Origin of the sequence: Kitasatospora sp. SUK 42 (genome assembly GCF_015776785.2) — a bacterium.
Classification (GTDB): domain Bacteria; phylum Actinomycetota; class Actinomycetes; order Streptomycetales; family Streptomycetaceae; genus Kitasatospora.
Genome location: NZ_LFMD02000002.1, coordinates 1,589,184 through 1,607,130 on the forward strand (window position 1 = coordinate 1,589,184; position 17,947 = coordinate 1,607,130).

The 17,947-nt window shown below is 72.0% G+C and carries 16 protein-coding genes; 5 read left to right on the forward strand and 11 right to left on the reverse strand.

Annotated features, from left to right (window positions below):
- Positions 1–13: 13 nt before the first annotated feature.
- The 5 genes from RZ50_RS06805 to RZ50_RS06820 all read right to left on the reverse strand — a co-directional run bounded on the left by RZ50_RS06805 (position 14) and on the right by RZ50_RS06820 (position 3,891).
- Positions 14–850 carry a sulfurtransferase gene (locus tag RZ50_RS06805; protein WP_196948050.1) on the reverse strand — a complete coding sequence of 279 codons (837 nt, stop codon included), beginning with the start codon at positions 848–850 and terminating at the stop codon, positions 14–16.
- A gap of 232 nt (positions 851–1,082) precedes the next feature.
- Positions 1,083–1,163 carry an Ms5788A family Cys-rich leader peptide gene (locus tag RZ50_RS30310; protein WP_350517234.1) on the reverse strand — a complete coding sequence of 27 codons (81 nt, stop codon included), beginning with the start codon at positions 1,161–1,163 and terminating at the stop codon, positions 1,083–1,085.
- A 238-nt stretch (positions 1,164–1,401) separates the two neighbouring features.
- Positions 1,402–2,124, reverse strand: coding sequence for a DUF2993 domain-containing protein (locus RZ50_RS06810; RefSeq protein WP_196948049.1), 723 nt, complete (start codon positions 2,122–2,124; stop codon positions 1,402–1,404).
- Positions 2,125–2,290: 166 nt separating this feature from the next.
- Entirely contained in the window at positions 2,291–3,592 is a 1,302-nt protein-coding gene (locus RZ50_RS06815; protein WP_217680286.1) for a hypothetical protein, read from the reverse strand.
- Between the two features lie 5 nt (positions 3,593–3,597).
- On the reverse strand, positions 3,598–3,891 hold the full coding sequence (locus tag RZ50_RS06820; RefSeq protein ID WP_196951677.1) for a MoaD/ThiS family protein: 294 nt from the start codon (positions 3,889–3,891) through the stop codon (positions 3,598–3,600).
- A 722-nt stretch (positions 3,892–4,613) separates the two neighbouring features.
- Between RZ50_RS06820 and RZ50_RS06825 the strand changes: the two genes are divergently transcribed.
- The 5 genes from RZ50_RS06825 (at position 4,614) to RZ50_RS06845 (ending at position 10,179) form a co-directional block, all read left to right on the forward strand.
- Positions 4,614–5,345, forward strand: coding sequence for a response regulator transcription factor (locus tag RZ50_RS06825; RefSeq protein WP_196951676.1), 732 nt, complete (start codon positions 4,614–4,616; stop codon positions 5,343–5,345).
- A gap of 115 nt (positions 5,346–5,460) precedes the next feature.
- Entirely contained in the window at positions 5,461–6,519 is a 1,059-nt protein-coding gene (locus RZ50_RS06830) for a LacI family DNA-binding transcriptional regulator (RefSeq protein WP_196951675.1), read from the forward strand.
- A 140-nt stretch (positions 6,520–6,659) separates the two neighbouring features.
- Positions 6,660–7,853 (forward strand): S1C family serine protease, encoded by a 1,194-nt coding sequence (locus RZ50_RS06835; RefSeq protein WP_196951674.1) that lies wholly within the window; start codon positions 6,660–6,662, stop codon positions 7,851–7,853.
- A gap of 68 nt (positions 7,854–7,921) precedes the next feature.
- Entirely contained in the window at positions 7,922–8,692 is a 771-nt protein-coding gene (locus RZ50_RS06840) for a response regulator transcription factor (protein WP_196951673.1), read from the forward strand.
- Complete coding sequence (locus RZ50_RS06845) at positions 8,689–10,179, forward strand: HAMP domain-containing sensor histidine kinase (RefSeq protein ID WP_308271508.1); 1,491 nt, start codon at positions 8,689–8,691, stop codon at positions 10,177–10,179. The genes RZ50_RS06840 and RZ50_RS06845 overlap by 4 nt, the downstream gene beginning before the upstream one ends.
- Positions 10,180–10,248: 69 nt before the next feature.
- Here RZ50_RS06845 and RZ50_RS06850 read toward each other — a convergent pair whose 3' ends face one another.
- From RZ50_RS06850 to RZ50_RS06875, 6 genes are all read right to left on the reverse strand, one after another.
- Complete coding sequence (locus RZ50_RS06850) at positions 10,249–12,048, reverse strand: bifunctional UDP-sugar hydrolase/5'-nucleotidase (RefSeq protein WP_196951672.1); 1,800 nt, start codon at positions 12,046–12,048, stop codon at positions 10,249–10,251.
- 208 nt (positions 12,049–12,256) lie between these two features.
- Positions 12,257–13,606 carry an ATP-binding protein gene (locus RZ50_RS06855; protein ID WP_196951671.1) on the reverse strand — a complete coding sequence of 450 codons (1,350 nt, stop codon included), beginning with the start codon at positions 13,604–13,606 and terminating at the stop codon, positions 12,257–12,259.
- A gap of 63 nt (positions 13,607–13,669) precedes the next feature.
- A complete protein-coding gene (locus RZ50_RS06860; protein ID WP_308271509.1) occupies positions 13,670–15,259 on the reverse strand; it encodes an SCO6880 family protein in 1,590 nt (529 codons plus the stop codon).
- Positions 15,260–15,266: 7 nt separating this feature from the next.
- Entirely contained in the window at positions 15,267–16,256 is a 990-nt protein-coding gene (locus RZ50_RS06865) for a hypothetical protein (protein ID WP_217680287.1), read from the reverse strand.
- A gap of 292 nt (positions 16,257–16,548) precedes the next feature.
- On the reverse strand, positions 16,549–17,367 hold the full coding sequence (locus RZ50_RS06870) for a hypothetical protein (RefSeq protein ID WP_308271510.1): 819 nt from the start codon (positions 17,365–17,367) through the stop codon (positions 16,549–16,551).
- Between the two features lie 166 nt (positions 17,368–17,533).
- Positions 17,534–17,884: a hypothetical protein gene (locus RZ50_RS06875; RefSeq protein ID WP_254802012.1), complete on the reverse strand. Its 351-nt coding sequence runs from the start codon at positions 17,882–17,884 to the stop codon at positions 17,534–17,536.
- Positions 17,885–17,947: the final 63 nt, after the last annotated feature.

Sequence of the window (17,947 nt, forward strand, 5' to 3'; positions counted from 1 at the left end):
TCGAGCCGGGGGCTCAGTTGCTGCCGAGCTCGATCGGCACGCCGACCAGGCTGCCGTACTCGGTCCACGAACCGTCGTAGTTCTTCACGTTCTGCTGGCCCAGCAGCTCGTGCAGCACGAACCAGGTGAGCGCGGAGCGCTCGCCGATCCGGCAGTAGGCGATGGTGTCCTTCGCCAGGTCGATGCCCTCGGCCTCGTACAGGGCCTTGAGCTCGTCGTCGCTCTTGAAGGTGCCGTCGTCGTTGGCGTTCTTGGCCCACGGGATGTTGCGGGCGCTCGGCACGTGGCCGGGGCGCTGCGACTGCTCCTGCGGGAGGTGGGCCGGGGCGAGCAGCTTGCCGGAGAACTCGTCGGGCGAGCGCACGTCGACCAGGTTCAGGTTGCCGATGGCGGCGATCACGTCGTCACGGAACGCGCGGATCGAGGAGTCGGCGGCCTGCGCCTTGTACTCGGTGGCCGGGCGGGCCGGGACCTCGGCGACCAGGTCGCGGGAGTCCAGCTCCCACTTCTTGCGGCCGCCGTCCAGCAGGCGGACGTCGCCGTGGCCGTACAGCTTGAAGTACCAGTAGGCGTAGGACGCGAACCAGTTGTTGTTGCCGCCGTAGAGGACGACGGTGTCGTCGTTGGCGATGCCCTTGGCGCTGAGCAGCGCCTCGAAGCCGGCCTGGTCGATGAAGTCGCGGCGGACCGGGTCCTGGAGGTCCTGCTTCCAGTCGATCCGGACGGCGTTGCGGATGTGGTTCTTGTCGTACGCGGAGGTGTCCTCGTCGACCTCGACGATGACGACCTTCGGGTCGTCCAGGCGGGCCTGGACCCAGTCGGCGTCGACCAGGACGTCGCTGCGGCTCATGGTGGTGTTCTCCATCCGAGGGCGGTTGGCGGAAGGTGCTGCTCAGGAGGTGCTGCGAGGGTGCCCGGGAGGAAGCGGTCCGAATTCCTGTCCGAATACTGGGACGGAGCGGTCGAACCGGGGGACCGGGCGGGGAACTGCGGGGTACGACGGCAACCGCCCGCCGCAACGGCCGGGAAAGGTCACCGGGAAGATCGGCGGCGGGCCACAACTGCCCTGCCAGGACGCCGACTCAGCGCATTCGACACAGACAGGCGGCCACGCGGCACAGGTCGACCGCCCGCCGCTTCGTGAGATCCGTCTGTCGCTTCATGCCGACGATGCTAGGGACACCCGGGGCCCGCTGTCATCAGCGTATCGAATGGTGGGATCGAAACGGTCGGATCGTGGGATTTGGCCTGCACATGGTCTGCCGGGCACCGCTTCCGGGCCAACCGGTGGCGCACTTCGGGCGAAAACGACGCCGCTCCGCGGTCCGCGCTGGACAGCGCGTCTCGCGGAGCGGAACGGGTCCGGGGTGCGGCCCTGGCGGGGGCGGGCGGGGGCGGGCCTCAGCCCAGGAGCTTCACGTCCTTGCCCTCGAAGGACAGCTGGAGGCCCTCCGGCAGCGGCGTCACACCGTTCTGCGCGGCCAGGCTCAGCCCGGCCGGCATCGAGTCGAGGGTGAAGCCGGCCGGCTCGATCTTCTTGTTGCCGAGCCCGGAGAACACCTCGGCCAGCGAGCTCAGCTTCAGGCCCTCCACCGTGATGGTGTTCCCGTTGTTGCGCACGGTGGCCTCGCCGACCGAGACCGGCCCCAGCGAGGCCTTGATCTTGCCCGGCCCGCCGTACGACAGGTTCAGCCGGGAGTTGCCGCCCACCGGCAGCTGGACGCCGCCCAGCAACTGGGAGGCCGGCGGCAGCAGTTGGGCGAGGTCCGGGTAGGAGATCACGCCGCTGCCGCTGCCGGTGGCCACCGTGGCGGTGTTCAGGCTGTCGCCCACCGAGACGCCGGACAGCCTGGCCTTGAAGGAGTGCAGCGCCACCTGGTGGCCGTCGTTCTCCACCGTCAGGCCGTCCGAGGAGATCCGGACGTCGTCCAGCCTCCGCGAGACCACCTGGGTGAGGAACGGGAAACCCTCGATCGAGACGTCCGGCCGCTGGCCCATCCGGCCGCTCTTCACCATGCGGTCGGCGGCCTCGTCCTCGGCCACGCCGACCGCGATCCGGTCGGCGCCCAGCAGCAGCCCGGAGAGCACCACCAGGCCGATCGTGGCCTTCAGCCATCCGCGCATCGTGTCCCCCGTCGTCGCCGGTCGCCGTCGTCGTCCGCTGTGCTTCGTCCGTGCTTCGTCGCTGTTCCCTCGGCGGCCGCCCTGACGCGACCGCTCCCGCAAGACCGTACGACGTCCCGCCCCGGACGGTGGTTCCGGGACGGGACGCGGGTGTGACGAATCCTGCTCAGCCGGCCAGCAGGTCGGTGGCCATCCAGATCAGCGGCGAGGCCACCGCCAGCGGCAGCGCCACGCCCGCCGTCATGTGCACGAAGCGGGACGGGAAGTCGTACGCCGCGACCCGGCGGCCGACCAGCGCGCCCAGCCCGGCGAGCGCCCCCAGGGCCACCGGAGCGCCCACCAGGAAGCCCAGCAGCACCGCCGCGACCAGGCCCAGCACCGGGCCCAGCTGCTTCGGACCGGGCAGCGGCGCCGCGGCCAGCACCGTCGCCAGCGCGACCGCGCCCACCCCGGCCGGCACCCAGTCGGCCAGCAGCAGCGTGGTGCACAGCGCCGTCACCACCGACGCCGAACCGAGCACAGTCAGCGCGTAGAACCGCTCCTTCGGGTCCGAGGGGCGGAACGTCTGCAGCACCAGGACCAGCAGGAAGAACCCGCCCAGGGTGCCCACCACGGCCGCCGCCGAACCGTCGGAGTCCGCCAGCAGCACCGCCACGTCCGCGGTGAGCCCGGCCAGCGCGGCCAGCAGGATGCCCTGCCGGGCCGGCCACATGCCGTTCAGCCGGAACCAGCCGGCCGCCGTCAGCACCTGCAACAGCGCCACCACCAGGGCCAGCGCCACCTGGCCGAGCGCGGCACCGCCCGCCAGCAGCGCGGCCAGACCGGCGGTGATCAGTGCGGGCTGCAGGCCCGGGTCGATGATCGGCGAACCGGTCCGGCCGCGCGGGGCGGCGGGCGGCGCGGCGACCGGCACCGGCTGCGCCGGTACGGCCTGGTACGGCGGCGCGGCGGGGGCGCCCGGCGCCGGGACGACCGGGCGCTTGAGCGTCATGGTCGGCGGGTCGAAGGCGGGCGCGGCGGGCGCGGTCGGCTGCGGGGCCTGCTGCGGCGCCGCAGCCGCGTGCCGGGCCCTGGACGGCTGCTGCTGCTGGCGCTGCTGGTGCTGCTGGTGCTGCTGCGGAGACTGGTACGGCGGCTGCGGCCGGTGCTGCGGCGGGGCCGCCGGCATCGCGCCGGAGGCCGGCACCGGCGGAAGCAGCGTGGTGGCCGCCGCATCGTCCATCGGCGGGACGGGCGGCAGCAGCGTGGTGGCCGCCGCGTCCATCGGAGGCACCGGCGGAAGCAGCGTGGTGGCCGCCGCGTCGTCCAGCGCGGGCACGGGGGGCAGCAGCGTGGTCGCGGCCTCGTCGTCCACCGGGTAGCCGTACGGGTGCTGAGGCTGGTGCTGCTGCGGATGCGGGTAGGGCTGCTGGGGCCGCTGCGGCCAGTCGCCGTAGCCGCCGCGGTTCGGGTTGTTCATGTCCGTCACGCCGCTCAGCCTCCCGCGAACGGCGGGAGGACCTCCACCGTCCCGCCCTCGATCAGGGCGATGGTCGTGTGGTCCCGGCCGCCCACCTGGGCGCCGTCGACCAGGTACGAGCAGTGCCCGAGCAACTGGACGAACGTCGGCCGGTCGGCGTGCCGCTCCTTGGCCGCGGCCAGCGCCTCCGCCAGGGTCGCCGCCTCGTACGGCTCCTCGGCCCGTCCGGCCTCGGACTTCGCCGCCGCCCAGTAGCGGATCGTCCCGCGCACCCGGGCGCCGCTCGCGGGCTCGGTGGTCGCGCCCATCGGGCCACCCCTTCTGTTCGTCCTCGTCCGGTCCCGGTGCCCCGGTCCGGCTCTCCACCGGGGGCGGCCGCCCGATCACCCGAACGATGGAACGCGCGGCGCCGCCGATGTGCGTCCCATGATGGCGTGTCCGCCACCACGACCGGCAATCGCCCTGGCCGGACCAATCCCCGGGCGCGTTCGAAGCTGTGTCCAGGCTCACCCGGCGCACGCCCGGATTGGGCGAACCGCCGGGTTCGCGCACTCCCGGCGCGGGAGGCCGTCGGCTATCCTCGTCCTCCTAGAGGGATCCGGGCAGAGTCGCCCCCGGGTCCTTTTGTGCTTTAAGGACGCCAGTACGGACGTTCTTGCGATTCGTCGGCCCACCCCCGGCGGGCAGCAGGAACCGCCCCGCTTCTCGCGGCACAAGGACGTGCCGGTCCGGCGGGGTGTCGCCACCCCGGCGCCGGGCCGCCGCCCGGCACCGGCCCAGACCGGAGGGTTCGCGGGATGAGCAGGGCAGAAACGGTGCGCCAGGGGTTGCGGGACCCCGAGCGCGCCCGCCGCCGCGCCGTCCACACCCCCGGCGCACGCCCGACAGGCGTCCTCTCCCCCGCCCTCACGTCGCCCACCGACGCCCTTCCCGGGGCGCGCTGCGCGCGACACCTTCCCGGCCCTGCGCCGTCCGACGGTGACGACGGCCCGGAAGCGACCGCGACGACCCGGAAAGGGGACCACCGGGTATGAGTTCTCTCCTCCTCCTCACCAACGCGCTACAGCCCTCCGCGGAGGTGCTGCCGGCGCTCGGCCTGCTGCTGCACAACGTCCGGGTGGCCCCCGCCGAGGGGTCGGCCCTGGTGGACACCCCCAGTGCGGACGTCATCCTGGTCGACGGACGGCGCGACCTGCCGCAGATCCGCAGCCTGTGCCAGCTGCTGCGCTCCACCGGCATCGGCTGCCCGCTGATCCTGGTCGTCACCGAGGGCGGCCTGGCCGCCGTCACCGCCGAATGGGGCATCGACGACGTCCTGCTGGACACCGCCGGCCCGGCCGAGGTCGAGGCCCGGCTGCGGCTCGCGCTCGGCCGGCTCCAGGTCGCCACCGACGACAGCCCGATGGAGATCCGCAACGGCGACCTCTCGGTCGACGAGGCCACCTACTCCGCCAAGCTCAAGGGCCGGGCACTCGACCTCACCTTCAAGGAGTTCGAGCTGCTCAAGTACCTCGCCCAGCACCCCGGCCGGGTCTTCACCCGGGCGCAGCTGCTCCAGGAGGTCTGGGGCTACGACTACTTCGGCGGCACCCGGACGGTGGACGTGCACGTCCGGCGGCTGCGCGCCAAGCTCGGCGTCGAACACGAGCAGCTGATCGGCACCGTGCGCAACGTCGGCTACCGCTTCGTCGTACCGGACAAGGCCGAGAAGGGCGAGCGCCCGGAGCTCGCCCAGCGCCCCTCGACGCCGCTGGAGGCCTGAAACGGGCCGGGCGGGCCCGCCCCCCGCCCGGCTTGTCCGCATTGCCCCGGATGCCCTCCGGAGACGGCCCCGGATCCCACTGCCGCCCCGGAGGCCACACGCGTAGACTCCCTCCGTGGCCAAGGTGACGCGCGACGATGTAGCCCGACTGGCTGGGACCTCGACCGCGGTCGTCAGCTACGTGATCAACAACGGGCCGCGCCCGGTCGCGCCCGCGACCCGGGAGAAGGTCCTCGCGGCGATCGAGCAGCTCGGCTACCGGCCGAACAGCGTCGCCCAGGCGATGGCCTCCCGCCGGACCAACCTGATCGGCATGGTCGTCCCGGACGCCCGCCAGCCCTTCTTCGCCGAGATGGCGCACGCCGTGGAACGGGCCGCCTCCGAGCGCGGCAAGCTCGTGCTGATCGGCAACTCCGACTACGTGGACGACCGCGAGGTCCACTACGTCCGCGCCTTCCTGGGCATGCGCGTCTCCGGCCTGATCCTGGTCAGCCAGGGCCCCTCCCAGCGCGCCGCCGAGGAGTTCGCCGCCATGGAGGGGGCCAAGGTGGTGCTGCTGCACCGCCGGCCCGAGGCGATCGACGACGTCGCGGTGGTCACCGACGACGTGGACGGCGCCGAGGCCGTGGTCCGCCACCTGCTGGAGGTGCACGGGCACCCGTACGTGGCCTGCTTCGGCGGCCCGGTCGAGTCCCCCGCCCCCGGCGACCCGGTCATCGACCACGTCGAGGGCTGGCAGCGCGCCATGGACGCGCACGGCATCCCCACCGAACCGCACCTGATCGACGCGCCCTTCCACCGCTACGGCGCGTACGACGTCGCGCTCGCCCTGCTGCGCTCGCCGGAGCGGCCGCCGGCGATCTTCTGCTCCACCGACGACCAGGCCATCGGCGTGCTGCGGGCCGCCCGCGAGGTCGGCCTGCGGGTCCCGGAGGACCTCGCGGTGGCCGGCTTCGACGACGTGCCGGAGGCCGCGCTCGCCGACCCGCCGCTGACCACCGTCGCCTCCGACCGCGACGCGATGGCCCGGGCCGCCGTGGAGCTGGTGCTGGACGACTCGCTGATGGTGCCCGGCTCGGACACCGAGCGGGTCCGCAAGTTCCCGGCCCGCCTGGTCATCCGCCGTTCCTGCGGCTGCGACGGGACCGCGCCCGGCCGCGCCGCGGCGGAGTAGCCGCCACCACTTGGGAGCGGAGCCGCCGGTTCCGCTCCACAGGCGGCCTGACCAGGCTTTATGAGAACCCAACGGGCTTCTCGGGCCCTTCTGAGCCGCTTCTCATCCGGTCCTCATCCACCGGGCGGAGCTTGGTCGGCATGAGCGAAGAGCAGCAGCACCCCGGCGAGCAGTACGACCCCTACCGGGAGCAGTACGACCCGGACCGGCCCCGCGTGATCGAGGGCACCGTGCTCGGCGGCGGCAACAGCGGCAACACCTGGGCCCCCGGCGCCGACCCGGGCACCGGGTACGGCTACCGCGAGGACCACTCCGGCGGCGCCTTCGACGGACCGCCGCCTCCCCCGCCCATGCCGCCCGAGCCGCCCACCCTGCTCGGCCACCCCTCGGGCCCCGAGGGCCCCGGCGGCCCCGGCCACCGGGCCCGGCGCGGCCTGCTGCGCGGACGCCTCGCCATGGCGACCGCCGTCGCCGCGATCGCCGCCGTCATCGGCGGGGTCACCGGCGGGGTCATCGCCTCCGACCGGCAGTCCGCCGACACCCGCGTCGGCACCATCGCCAGCCCCGTCTCCGCCCGCTCCGACGGCAGCGCCAACGTGCCCGCCATCGCCGCCGCCGTCTCGCCCAGCACCGTCCAGATCACCGTCAAGACCGGCAACGGCACCGCCACCGGCACCGGCGTCGTCCTCGACACCGACGGCCGGATCCTCACCAACTTCCACGTGATCGACACCGCGGCCGACGGCGGCCAGATCACCGTCACCTTCAAGGACGGCTCCACCGCCCCGGCGACCGTCACCGGCACCGACAAGTCCCTCGACGTCGCCGTGATCACCGCGACCGGCGCCAGGAACCTCACCCCCGCCGTCCTCGGCGACTCCTCCACCGTGGCCGTCGGCGACCCCGTCGTCGCCATCGGCAACCCCGACGGACTCACCGGCACCGTCACCTCCGGCATCATCAGCGCCGAGAACCGCGACGTCACCGTCCAGCTCGACGAGGGCAGCACCAGCAACAACGGCGGCTTCGGCCTCCCCTTCCTGCCCGGCCTGCCCGGAACGCGCGGCAACGCCCCCCAGTCCAACAGCGGCAGCACCACGACCTACAAGGCCTTCCAGACCGACGCCGCCCTCAACCCCGGCAACTCCGGCGGCCCGCTGATCAACGCCAACGGCCAGGTCATCGCCATCAACTCGGCGATGTACGCGCCCGGCGGCTCCGGCTCCTCCGGCGGTGGCGGCAGCAGCGCCGGTAGCGTCGGTCTCGGCTTCGCCATCCCGATGAACGACATCAAGCAGGTCCTGCCGAAGCTCGAAGCAGGCCAGAACCTGTAAGTCGCCGTCCGTTCGACGGAGAATTGCTCCCAGCAGGCCCTCCACCCGACGAGAAAGGGCACCAGCCCATGACCCCGTCCGCCGACGACCGCACCCCCTCCGAGGCCGGCCACACCTCCGCCCGGCTCCTCGTGGTCGACGACGAACCCGCGCTCCGGGACGCCCTGGAGAGCAGCCTCGCCTTCGAGGGCTACGAGGTCGCCACCGCCACGGACGGCTACGAGGCGCTGGAATCCGTCGAACGCGACCGGCCCGACCTCGTCCTGCTGGACATCATGATGCCCCGGATGGACGGCCTCACCGCCGTCCGCCGGATGCGCTCCCGCGGCGACACCGTCCCCGTGCTGATGCTCACCGCCCGCGACGCCGTCGGCGACCGCGTCACCGGCCTCGACGTCGGCGCCGACGACTACCTCGCCAAGCCCTTCGAGCTCGACGAGCTCCTCGCCCGCGTCCGCGCCCTGCTGCGCCGCAACGCCCTCGCCACCGAGGCCGCCGCCCGCGCCGCCGCCGAGGACGAGAGCGAGGTGCTCGCCTTCGCCGACCTGCGGATGAACACCGCCACCCGCGAGGTCACCCGGGCCGGCAAGCCGGTCGAACTCACCCGCACCGAGTTCATGCTCCTGGAGATGTTCCTCGCCCACCCCCGCCAGGTCCTCACCCGCGAGCAGATCCTCAAGGCGGTCTGGGGCTTCGACTTCGAGCCCTCCTCCAACTCCCTGGACGTGTACGTGATGTACCTGCGCCGCAAGACCGAGCAGGGCGGCATGCCACGCCTCATCCAGACCGTACGGGGCGTCGGCTACGCCCTGCGCCCGACCACCGGCCCCAGCGCGTGACCACCGTTCCGCCCCCGCCCCTGGCACCACCCCGCACCCCCCGGCGCCGGCGCGTCAGCCACTGGCTCCGCTCGCGCTCGCTCCGCGGCCGCCTCACCTTCCTGAGCGCGGCGGCGGTGGCGGTGGCCATCGCGATGTCGGCGCTGGCCTGCTGGTTCATCGTGGAGAGGCAGCTCTACGGCCAGGTGGAGACGGAACTGCGCAACGCGCCGAAGCCGCGCGGGGTGTTCCTCCACCTCCCCTCCTGTCCCAGCACGCCCGAAGGGGCTCTCCAGGAGGTCCAGAGCTCCACGCCGGAGGTGACCGGAGGCCCCGTCCCCCGGGACACCCAGTACGTCCTGACGGATCCGACCCAGGTCTGCCTGCCGCCGATGGCGAGCAACGCGATCGCGCTCCAGAAGGACGACGTCCAGGCGTTCCGGCTCAAGCCGGGCCAGTCGATCATCCGGGACGGCCACTACACCAACGGCGACCCCGCGATGGTCCGCATCTCCGTCTTCCGCACCGCCGGTGCCCAGCCCGTGCTGGTGATGGTGGCGACGCCGACCAAGTCCATCGAGCAGTCCCTCCAGGGCCTCGCCATCCTGCTCGGCGCCGTCTCCCTCGGCGGCATCCTGCTCGCCGCCGTCGCCGGCCGTCTGGTGGCCCACTCCTCGCTCAAGCCGGTCGACCAGCTCACCGACGCCGTCGAGCACATCGCCCGCACCGAGGAGGTCGGCACCACCATCCCCGTCAACGGCGACGACGAGATCGCCCGGCTGTCCACCTCCTTCAACTCCATGAGCACCGCCCTCGCCAACTCCCGTGAACGGCAGACCCGGTTGATCGCCGACGCGGGCCACGAGCTCCGCACGCCGCTGACCTCCCTGCGCACCAACGTCGACCTGCTGATCCGCAGCGACGACACCGGCCGACCGCTGCCCCCGGCGACCAAGACCAAGCTGCTGGGCAACATGAAGGCGCAGATGCAGGAACTCACCGTGCTGATCGGCGACCTGCTCCAGCTCTCCCGCCCCGACACCCCCAAGACCGGCCCCAACCTCACCGTCGTCGCTCTGCACGAGATCGCCGGGCGGGCCGTCGAACGGGCGAAGCTGCGCGGCCCCGGCCTGGTCTTCGAGACCACCACCGAACCCTGGTACGTGAACGGCGACGCGGCCGGGCTGGAACGGGCCGTGATCAACCTCCTCGACAACGCGGTCAAGTACAGCCCGCCCGGCGGCACCATCGAAGTCCGGCTCCAGCAGGGTGTGTTGACCGTCCGCGACCACGGCCCCGGCATCCCGCCGGACGAGCTCCAGTACGTCTTCGACCGCTTCTGGCGCTCCCCGTCCTCGCGCCAGCTGCCGGGCTCCGGCCTGGGGTTGTCGATCGTCGCGCAGAGCGTCCGGGAGGCCGGCGGCGAGGTCACGCTGGGCCCGGCCGGGGACGGCGGCCCCGGCGCGCTGGCCACCGTCCGGCTGCCCGGCGGCCCCGCCCCCGAATAGCCTGCGCCAACAGCAGGGCGGGCGGGGCGCCCCGACAGCGCCCCGCCCGCCCCCGTGTCCGGCTCACGGTCAGTCGATGTCGCTGCCCGGGCCGAGGATCCTGATCCGGTCACTCGCCGGCGGCTTCAGCGGCGAGGCCGCCGAGCTGTGGGCCGCCAGGTAGGCCGTGAAGACGTCCAGGTCGGAGACGCCGACGAGCTTGTCGGTGCCCGCCGCGAAGGCCGGGAAGCCGTCGCCGCCACCGGCCAGGAACTCGTTGGCCGCGACCCGGTACTTGGCGGCCTGATCGACCGGCGCGCCGTTCAGCCGGACCGAGTCGACCAGGAGCCGGGCCGCACCGGTCTTGCGCATGTCCAGGGTGTAGTGCAGGTTCGAGGACACCTGGAGGATCTTCGGCGCGGCGTCGTTGAGACCGCTCACCTGCTGCTGGAGCAGCTGGATCAGCTGGGCGCCGGTCAGCGTCTTGACCTGCATCATGTTGGTGAACGGCTGGACGGTGAACGCCTCGCCGTAGGTCACCACGCCGTCGCCCTCACTGCCCGAGGCCTTGTAGACCAGGTCGGAGCGGATGCCACCGGGGTTCATGAAGGCGACCTGCGCCCCGCCCTTGTCCGCCGGGGCCATCCCCTCCAGCTGCGCGTCGGCGATCACGTCACCCAGCGGCTTCTCCAGGTCGCTGCTGCCGCGGCCGTTGATGTCCGAGGAGATGTAGCCGATCGGACGGTTGGCGATCGGGGCGGCCAGCTTGGAGTAGCGGTCGATCAGCGCCGTCATGTCCGGAGCCTTCGCGACCGTACGGCGCACCACGTGGTTCTCGGCCTTCACCGAGGGGCGCACGATCTCGCCGGTGGTCTTGTCCAGCTTCATGTCGATCTCGGTGAACAGCCGGCCGAAGGAGGCGGCACTGGTCACCGAGCGCGGCACGCCGTTGGGGTCGGGGATGCTGCAGGCGTACGCGTTGTGGGTGTGGCCGGTGACGATGGCGCCGACCGCGGGGTCGATCCGCTTCGCGATGTCGACGATCGGGCCGGAGATGCCCTGGCCGGCCGCGCCGCAGTCGTAGTTGTAGACGCCGCTGGCCGGGTAGCCGCCCTCGTGGATCAGCGCGACGATCGAGTTGACGCCCTTGGCCTTCAGCTCCGCGGCGTACTTGTTGATCGTGGTGACCTCGTTGGCGAACTTCAGGCCCTGGACGCCCTGGGCGGTCACGATGTTCGGCGTGCCCTCCAGGGTGACGCCGATGAAGCCGATCTTCACGCCCTGCGACTTGGTCACCCAGTACGGGGCCAGCAGCGGCTTGCCGGTCTTCTCGTCGGTGACGTTGGCCGACAGGTAGTTGAAGTTGGCGCCCTTGAAGGTGCGACCGGGCTCGTAGCAGCCGTCGGTCGGGTGGCAGCCGCCGTCCTGCTTGCGCAGCAGCTCCGCCGCGCCCTGGTCGAACTCGTGGTTGCCGACCGAGGTGACGTCCAGGCCGAGCTTGTCCATCGCCTCGATGGTCGGCTCGTCGTGGAACAGCGCGGAGGTCAGCGGGCTGGCCCCGACGATGTCGCCCGCGGCGACGGTGATCGAGTCGTCGGCCGGGATCCGGGCCTGGCGCAGCTCGGTGGCCAGGTACTCGATGCCGCCGGCCGGGGTGGAGACCTCCTTGCCGGTGGCCGGGTCGATCTCCTTGATCGTGCCGGAGGACCCGGCCGGGGGCTCCAGGTTGCCGTGGAAGTCGTTGATCGCCAGCAACTGGAGGTTGACGGTCTTGTGGCGCTTGGCGTTGGCATCGGCGGCCTGAGCGGCCGTCGGCACGGCCACCGTGCCGAACAGACCTGCGGCGGCGACGACGGCGAGCGCCGTCCGTCGGGATCTGACGGTGAGCATGAAGGGGGTCCCCTGCACCTCGGAGGGAGCACCGGCGACTGGAGCGCCGGCGTGCGGGCAAGATGTTGCGCCTGTGCAGCCTAGGGTCAACGCGCGTAGCTGTCAGGAGGTCGAACGTAACGAGAGGATTACCTGCTGACGAACCATCGCCATCCGGCGGGGGCGCACCGCCTGCGGACCACCGCCCGGCCGCGGCTCAAGCCTCGACTCAGACCCCCGGCTCGGCCGCCAACTGCCGCTCGGCCCGCGTCCGTTCGGCCACCGCGTCCTCGGTCATCGCGCGGTCGGTGTACACCAGCGGCCGCTCGGCCTCGGTGATGATGTGCTTGACCACCTGGACGTTGCCGTTGACGTCCCAGACCGCGATGCCCGGCGACAGGGTCGGAATGATCTCCACCGCCCAGCGCGGCAGGCCCAGCACTCGGCCGGTGGCCCGCGCCTCCTCGGCCTTCTGCATGTAGATCGTCCGGGTCGAGGCCATCTTCAGGATCGCCGAGGCCTCCTTGGCCGCCGCGCCGTCCACCACGTCCGACAGGTGGTGCACCACCGCGACGAAGGACAGACCCAGCCGTCGCCCGAACTTCAGCAGCCGCTGGAACAGCTGTGCCACGAAAGGACTGTTGATGATGTGCCAGGCCTCCTCGACCAGGAAGATGCGCTTCTTCCGGTCCGGCCGGATCCAGGTGTGCTCCAGCCACACCCCGACGATCGCCATCAGGATCGGCATCGCGATCGAGTTGCGGTCGATGTGCGAGAGGTCGAAGACGATCAGCGGGGCGTCCAGGTCGATGCCCTTGGTGGTCGACCCGTCGAACATCCCTCGCAGGTCACCGTCGACCAGCCGGTCCAGCACCAGCGCCACGTCCAGGCCCCAGGACTGCACCTCGTCCACCGCCACGCCCAGCGACTCCACCGAGGACAGGTCGGGGTTGCGCAGGGTGTCGATGATGTCGTCCAGCACCGGCTGACGATCCTTCACCGAGGCCACCACATGGGCGTGCGCGGCCTTCAGCGCGAAGCCGGCCCGCTCCTCCAGACCGCGCCCCATCGCCACCTCGATGATGGTGCGCAGCAGCGACAGCTGGCCGGTCTGGGTGATCGCCGGATCCAGTGGGTTGAGCTTCACCCCGCCGTCCCGGGCCGCCAACGGGTCCAGCCGGATCGACTTTATGCCCAGCGCTTCGGCGATCAGGTTCCACTCGCCGACACCGTCCTCGCCCTGCGCGTCCAGCACCACGACCTGGCGGTCGCGGAACCTCAACTGCCGCAGGACGTACGTCTTCTCCAGCGCCGACTTGCCGTTGCCGGACTCCCCCAGCACCAGCCAGTGCGGGGCCGGCAGCTGCTGCCCGTACAACTGGAAGGGGTCGTACACGTAGCCCTTGCCGCTGTACACCTCGCGCCCGATGATCACCCCCGAGTCGCCCAACCCCGGTGCGGCGGTGGGCAGGTAGACCGCCTGCGCCTGGCCGGTCGAGGTGCGCACCGGCAGCCGGGTGGTCTCCACCTTGCCGAACATCAGGCTGGTGAACGCGTCGGTGAGGTTGCCGAGCGCCATGGGCGGCCTCCTGGTGCCAGCGGTAGGGATGGACGAGCGCGGTGGGGTGGGCGGACGCCGCCGTCAGCGACGGATGCCGGTGGCGAACGGCAGGGTGTTGACGAAGGCCCGGTGGTGCTCGCGGTCGCACCACTCCAGCTTGAGGTAGCTCTTGCCGGCCGAGGCCCGGATGGTCCGCTTGTCGCGGGCCAGCGCCTCGGGGTTGCGCGAGGAGACCGTGATGTAGCCGACCAGGTTCACCCCGGCCGCGCCCGACGCCAGGTCGTCACCGCGCTGATCCACCCGGCCGGTGTGCGCCAGGTCGCGCGGGTCGACCGTGCGGTTCATCTTGGCCGCCCGGCTGGCCTCCGCCTCGTCGTTGGTCTTCTCGGTCAGCATCCGCTCGATCGCGACGTCCGTGGGCTCCAGGTCCATCGTCACCGCGACCGTCCGGATCACGTCCGGGGTGTGCACCAGCAGCGGCGCCAGGAAGTTGACGCCCACCGGGGTGAGCGGCCACTCCTTGATCCACGCGGTGGCGTGGCACCACGGCTCCCGGGTCGCCGACTCGCGGGTCTTCGCCTCAAGGTACTGCGGGTGGGTCGCGTCCAGCTCCGCCGGCCAGGCGTTGCGCCGCGACATCGCCTGGATGTGGTCGATCGGGTGGTCCGGGTCGTACATCGAGTGCAGCAGCGAGGACAGCCGGGCCTGGCCCAGCGGCTGCCGCACCCGGATGTCCGCCTCGGCCAGCCGGGCGCAGATGTCGGTCAGCTCGCGGGCCATCACCGCCGCCAACCCGTCGTCGTCCCGGGACGGGCCGCCGGCGGCACGCTTCTCGTAGGCACTGCGCCCCATCGCGTGCGCCTCGGCGGCCAGGTCGCGGGTGTAGTGCATGCAGGCCACCAGGTACGCCCGGTGCTGCTCCGAGGAGGTCGAGACCATCGACTGCAACTGGTCGTACGACTCCTGCAGCCAGCGCGGCGCGTCGTGGTCGCCGCGCCGCTCGACGTCCTTGGCGTGCGCGTCCGGGTCGGCCGGCAGGGTACGGGCCAGGATCTGCAACCGGGTCACGAAGCCGTCCCCGTTGGCGACGTGCTTCAGCAGCGTGCCGAAGCGGTCGACCAGCGCCTCCTGGTCCTCCGAGTCGCGCAGCCCGACGCCCGGGCCCTCGATCTCGATCGCGGCCGTCACCGTCCGCCGCTCCAGGTGCATCAGCACCCCGACCTCGTCCGGCCCGAACGGCGCGGTCAGCCAGCGCAGCCGCCCCACCCCGGGCGGCGGGCCGATCTCCACCTCACGGCCGTCCATCCGGGTGCCCGCGTCCATCGCCTCCGAACGCCACACCGCGCGCCCGCTGCGGACCGTCCGGCGGTAGGTGCGGTTGATCTCCACCCACTTGTAGAACGTCCGCTTGCGGTACGGCACGTAGACCGCCGCGATGGCCAGCAGGGGCAGGCCGACCAGACCGGCGATCCTCAGCGGCAGGATCGGCATCATCAGACCCCAGAGCATCCCGAGGAACGCCCCGAAGATGATCAGCAGGATCTCGCCGGACTCCCGGTTCCGGCCGATCGGCGCGTTCGGGCGGGCCTTGCCGATCAGGTAGGTGCGGCGCTGGTGCACGTACGGCTGGGCGTACTGGGCACCGTACTGGCCGAGCGGTTCGCTGCTCACTTACCCGTCACCCCCCCTTCGCTGGATTGCTGTCGCGGATCGGAACCTGGGCCTGCGGCGGCCCGGCCTGCGGCGGTGGGGCGGGCGTACGGCCGGCGTGCGCGGCGATGCCCGGCGCGACCGAGCCGCCGCCCGCACCGCCACCGCCCCCGCCGGCCGCCTGCTGACCGCGGTCGCCGTGGGTGGTGATGCCCTGCTTCATCAGGTTCGCGGTGCCGTTGATCATCGCCGAACCGGCCTGCACGGCACTGGCCCGGGCCCGGCGCATGTTCATCATCTCGTCGCCGAAACCCGGGACGAACCGGTACACCGCGGCACTCGCGAAGATCGACAGGAACAGGATCGCCAGCCCGGACAGCACCCGGGAGAAGTCGTCGCTGGCCCCGGCCCCGGTCGCCACCGCACCCGCCAGGCCCAGGATGACCACGATGATCGGCTTCGCCAGGTCCACCGCCACCATCACCCCCGCCCACCGGCGCACGTGCTTCCACATCTGCTTGTCCACCAGCCCCGCGTACACCGCCGTACCCAGCAGCGCGCCCACGTACAGCATCGCCGCCCGGATCAGCAGCTCGATCCAGAGCACCGCCGCCGCCAGCACCGCCACCAGCGACACCAGCACCAGGATCAGCGGCCCGCCGCCGACGTTCCCCTTCTCCAGGGTGTCGGCGAACCCGCCCAGGTACGTCCCGGTGTCCGACTTCGTCCCGACCGCGATCGCCTTGGTCAGCCCGTCCGTCACGCTCACCACGGTGTACAGGATCAGCGGCGTGAACGCGGAGGCCACCACGGTCAGCCACAGGAAGCCGATCGCCTCCGAGATCGCCGTCGTCAGCGGCGCCCCCCGCACCGCCCGCTTGGTCACCGCCAGCAGCCACAGCACCAGCGTGATCACCGTCGACACCGCGAACACCACCGCGTACTGCTGCAGGAACGACGCATTGGTGAAGTCCACCTGCGTCGTCCCGTCGATCGCCCCCGACAGGTTCCGCACCACCCACGCCGCCGCCTGGGCACACCCCTTGGCCAGCGACCCGAGCGGATCGGTGACGTTACTGACGGTGCCACTCCCGGGGAGCGATCCACCACCACCGGGCGGGGCGCAGTAGACGTCGTTCCCGGGAAGGGGAACTCCCGGGCAGCTCGAGTTGGTGCCCCCGGAGCCGGGGGTGGGTGTGGGTGCGGGGTCCGCGATCGCACGGTTGGCCGTCAGCAGGACCGAAACGGCGCCGAACAGCGCCAACCCGGTCACGCGGCCGACAGTCCTCCTGACAAGGCCGGGGTTACCGTCAGCGGGCATAGCGGAAGCCTCCGAACTGCTCGACGGCACCAGTGATCTCCTCCGCAGTCGCGGCTTGCTGATCTGGCGGGACAGGTGCTGGGCCCGCCACTCGGCTGTAGTCAGTGAGCTTCCAGTCCGTTCCGGTCCACCGCAGGCTGAGGCTGAGCGTGAACCATTCCTCGGAAACCGGCTTGGTCGACCGCTCACCGGCCAGCCCGAACAAGCCAGTGCACCAAACGTCGACCTTGACGCTCTCCGCGGTGTAGTTGTTGTTCTTGGAACCGACCGGAATCGTCCGACTCACGAAGGTCAAGCCCTTGGGCGGCTGCCCCTGGGCGTCGACACCGAACCGTGCTGCCGTCTCCGGCGTGAAGCCCTGGTCCAGTCGGCTCTGCAGTCCCCCCGCCGCGCCCGGGTCGGCGATGGTGGCGATGATGGTGTGGCGGCTGTCGGTGCGGAACATGTCCGTGGAGCCGATCGCCACCGCGTAGTTGGTCGCGGCGGACTGGGCGCCCTGTTCGTTGTGCGGGTAGCCGGAGGGGATGCCGTTGACGGTGGTGCCGACGGGCTGGTCGCCGCTGGGGCCGGGGCCGGCGCCGGAGGGGGCGGTGGGGGCCGCCGCGTGGTCGGCGGAGCCGCCCGCGTTGCCGGGGGCGGGCTTGGCGCGGTTGGCGATGGAGATGGCCACCACGAGCAGGGTGACCACCACGAGGACGGTCAGCAGGGTGCGCAGCGGCTTGGACTGACGGAGGGTCGGCGTGGATACGGGCTGTTCGCCGACCGGCAGCCGCGTACGGGTGTGCGGCTGGTCGTCGGACAACGGCACGGCGGCCCTCCTGGTGCTGGGAGCCGGGGGCGGCTCCGGGGGCTCTCCGTCCGGGGGCGGGCGCGGGCGGAGGGTGGGAACGGGGGTGGACTCCTGGGCGGTCGGCCGCTGGGACGTCCGGGCGGGGGCCCGTCCTCAGTCTGGCCGACTCACTGCTGTCTGATCGTCAGATAGCCATGCCGTAGACAATGGTGAACAGAGTGCCGAGTGATCCGATGATGAACACGCCGGTCAGCCCGGCGATGATCAGCCCCTTGCCCTGTTCGGCGCCGAAGCTGTCGCGCATCGCGGTCGCGCCGATCCGCTGTTTGGCCGCGCCCCAGACCGCGATGCCGAGGCAGACCAGGATGGCGACGGCCATGATGACCTCGACCATCACCCGGGCCTCCGAGCCGAGGCTCGCGAACGGGCCCCAGTCCGGGGCGATCCCGCCGATGATGGTGTCGATATTCGGTTTCTTGGGTGGGTCCTCGGCCAGGTGGCCGACCGCATGGGTGTGCACGCTGCTCAGGTTCATTTCCATCTCACCGCCCGATCAGGCAAATTCAAGGGCCCTGACCCCGCCCGCGCGAAGGGTCGG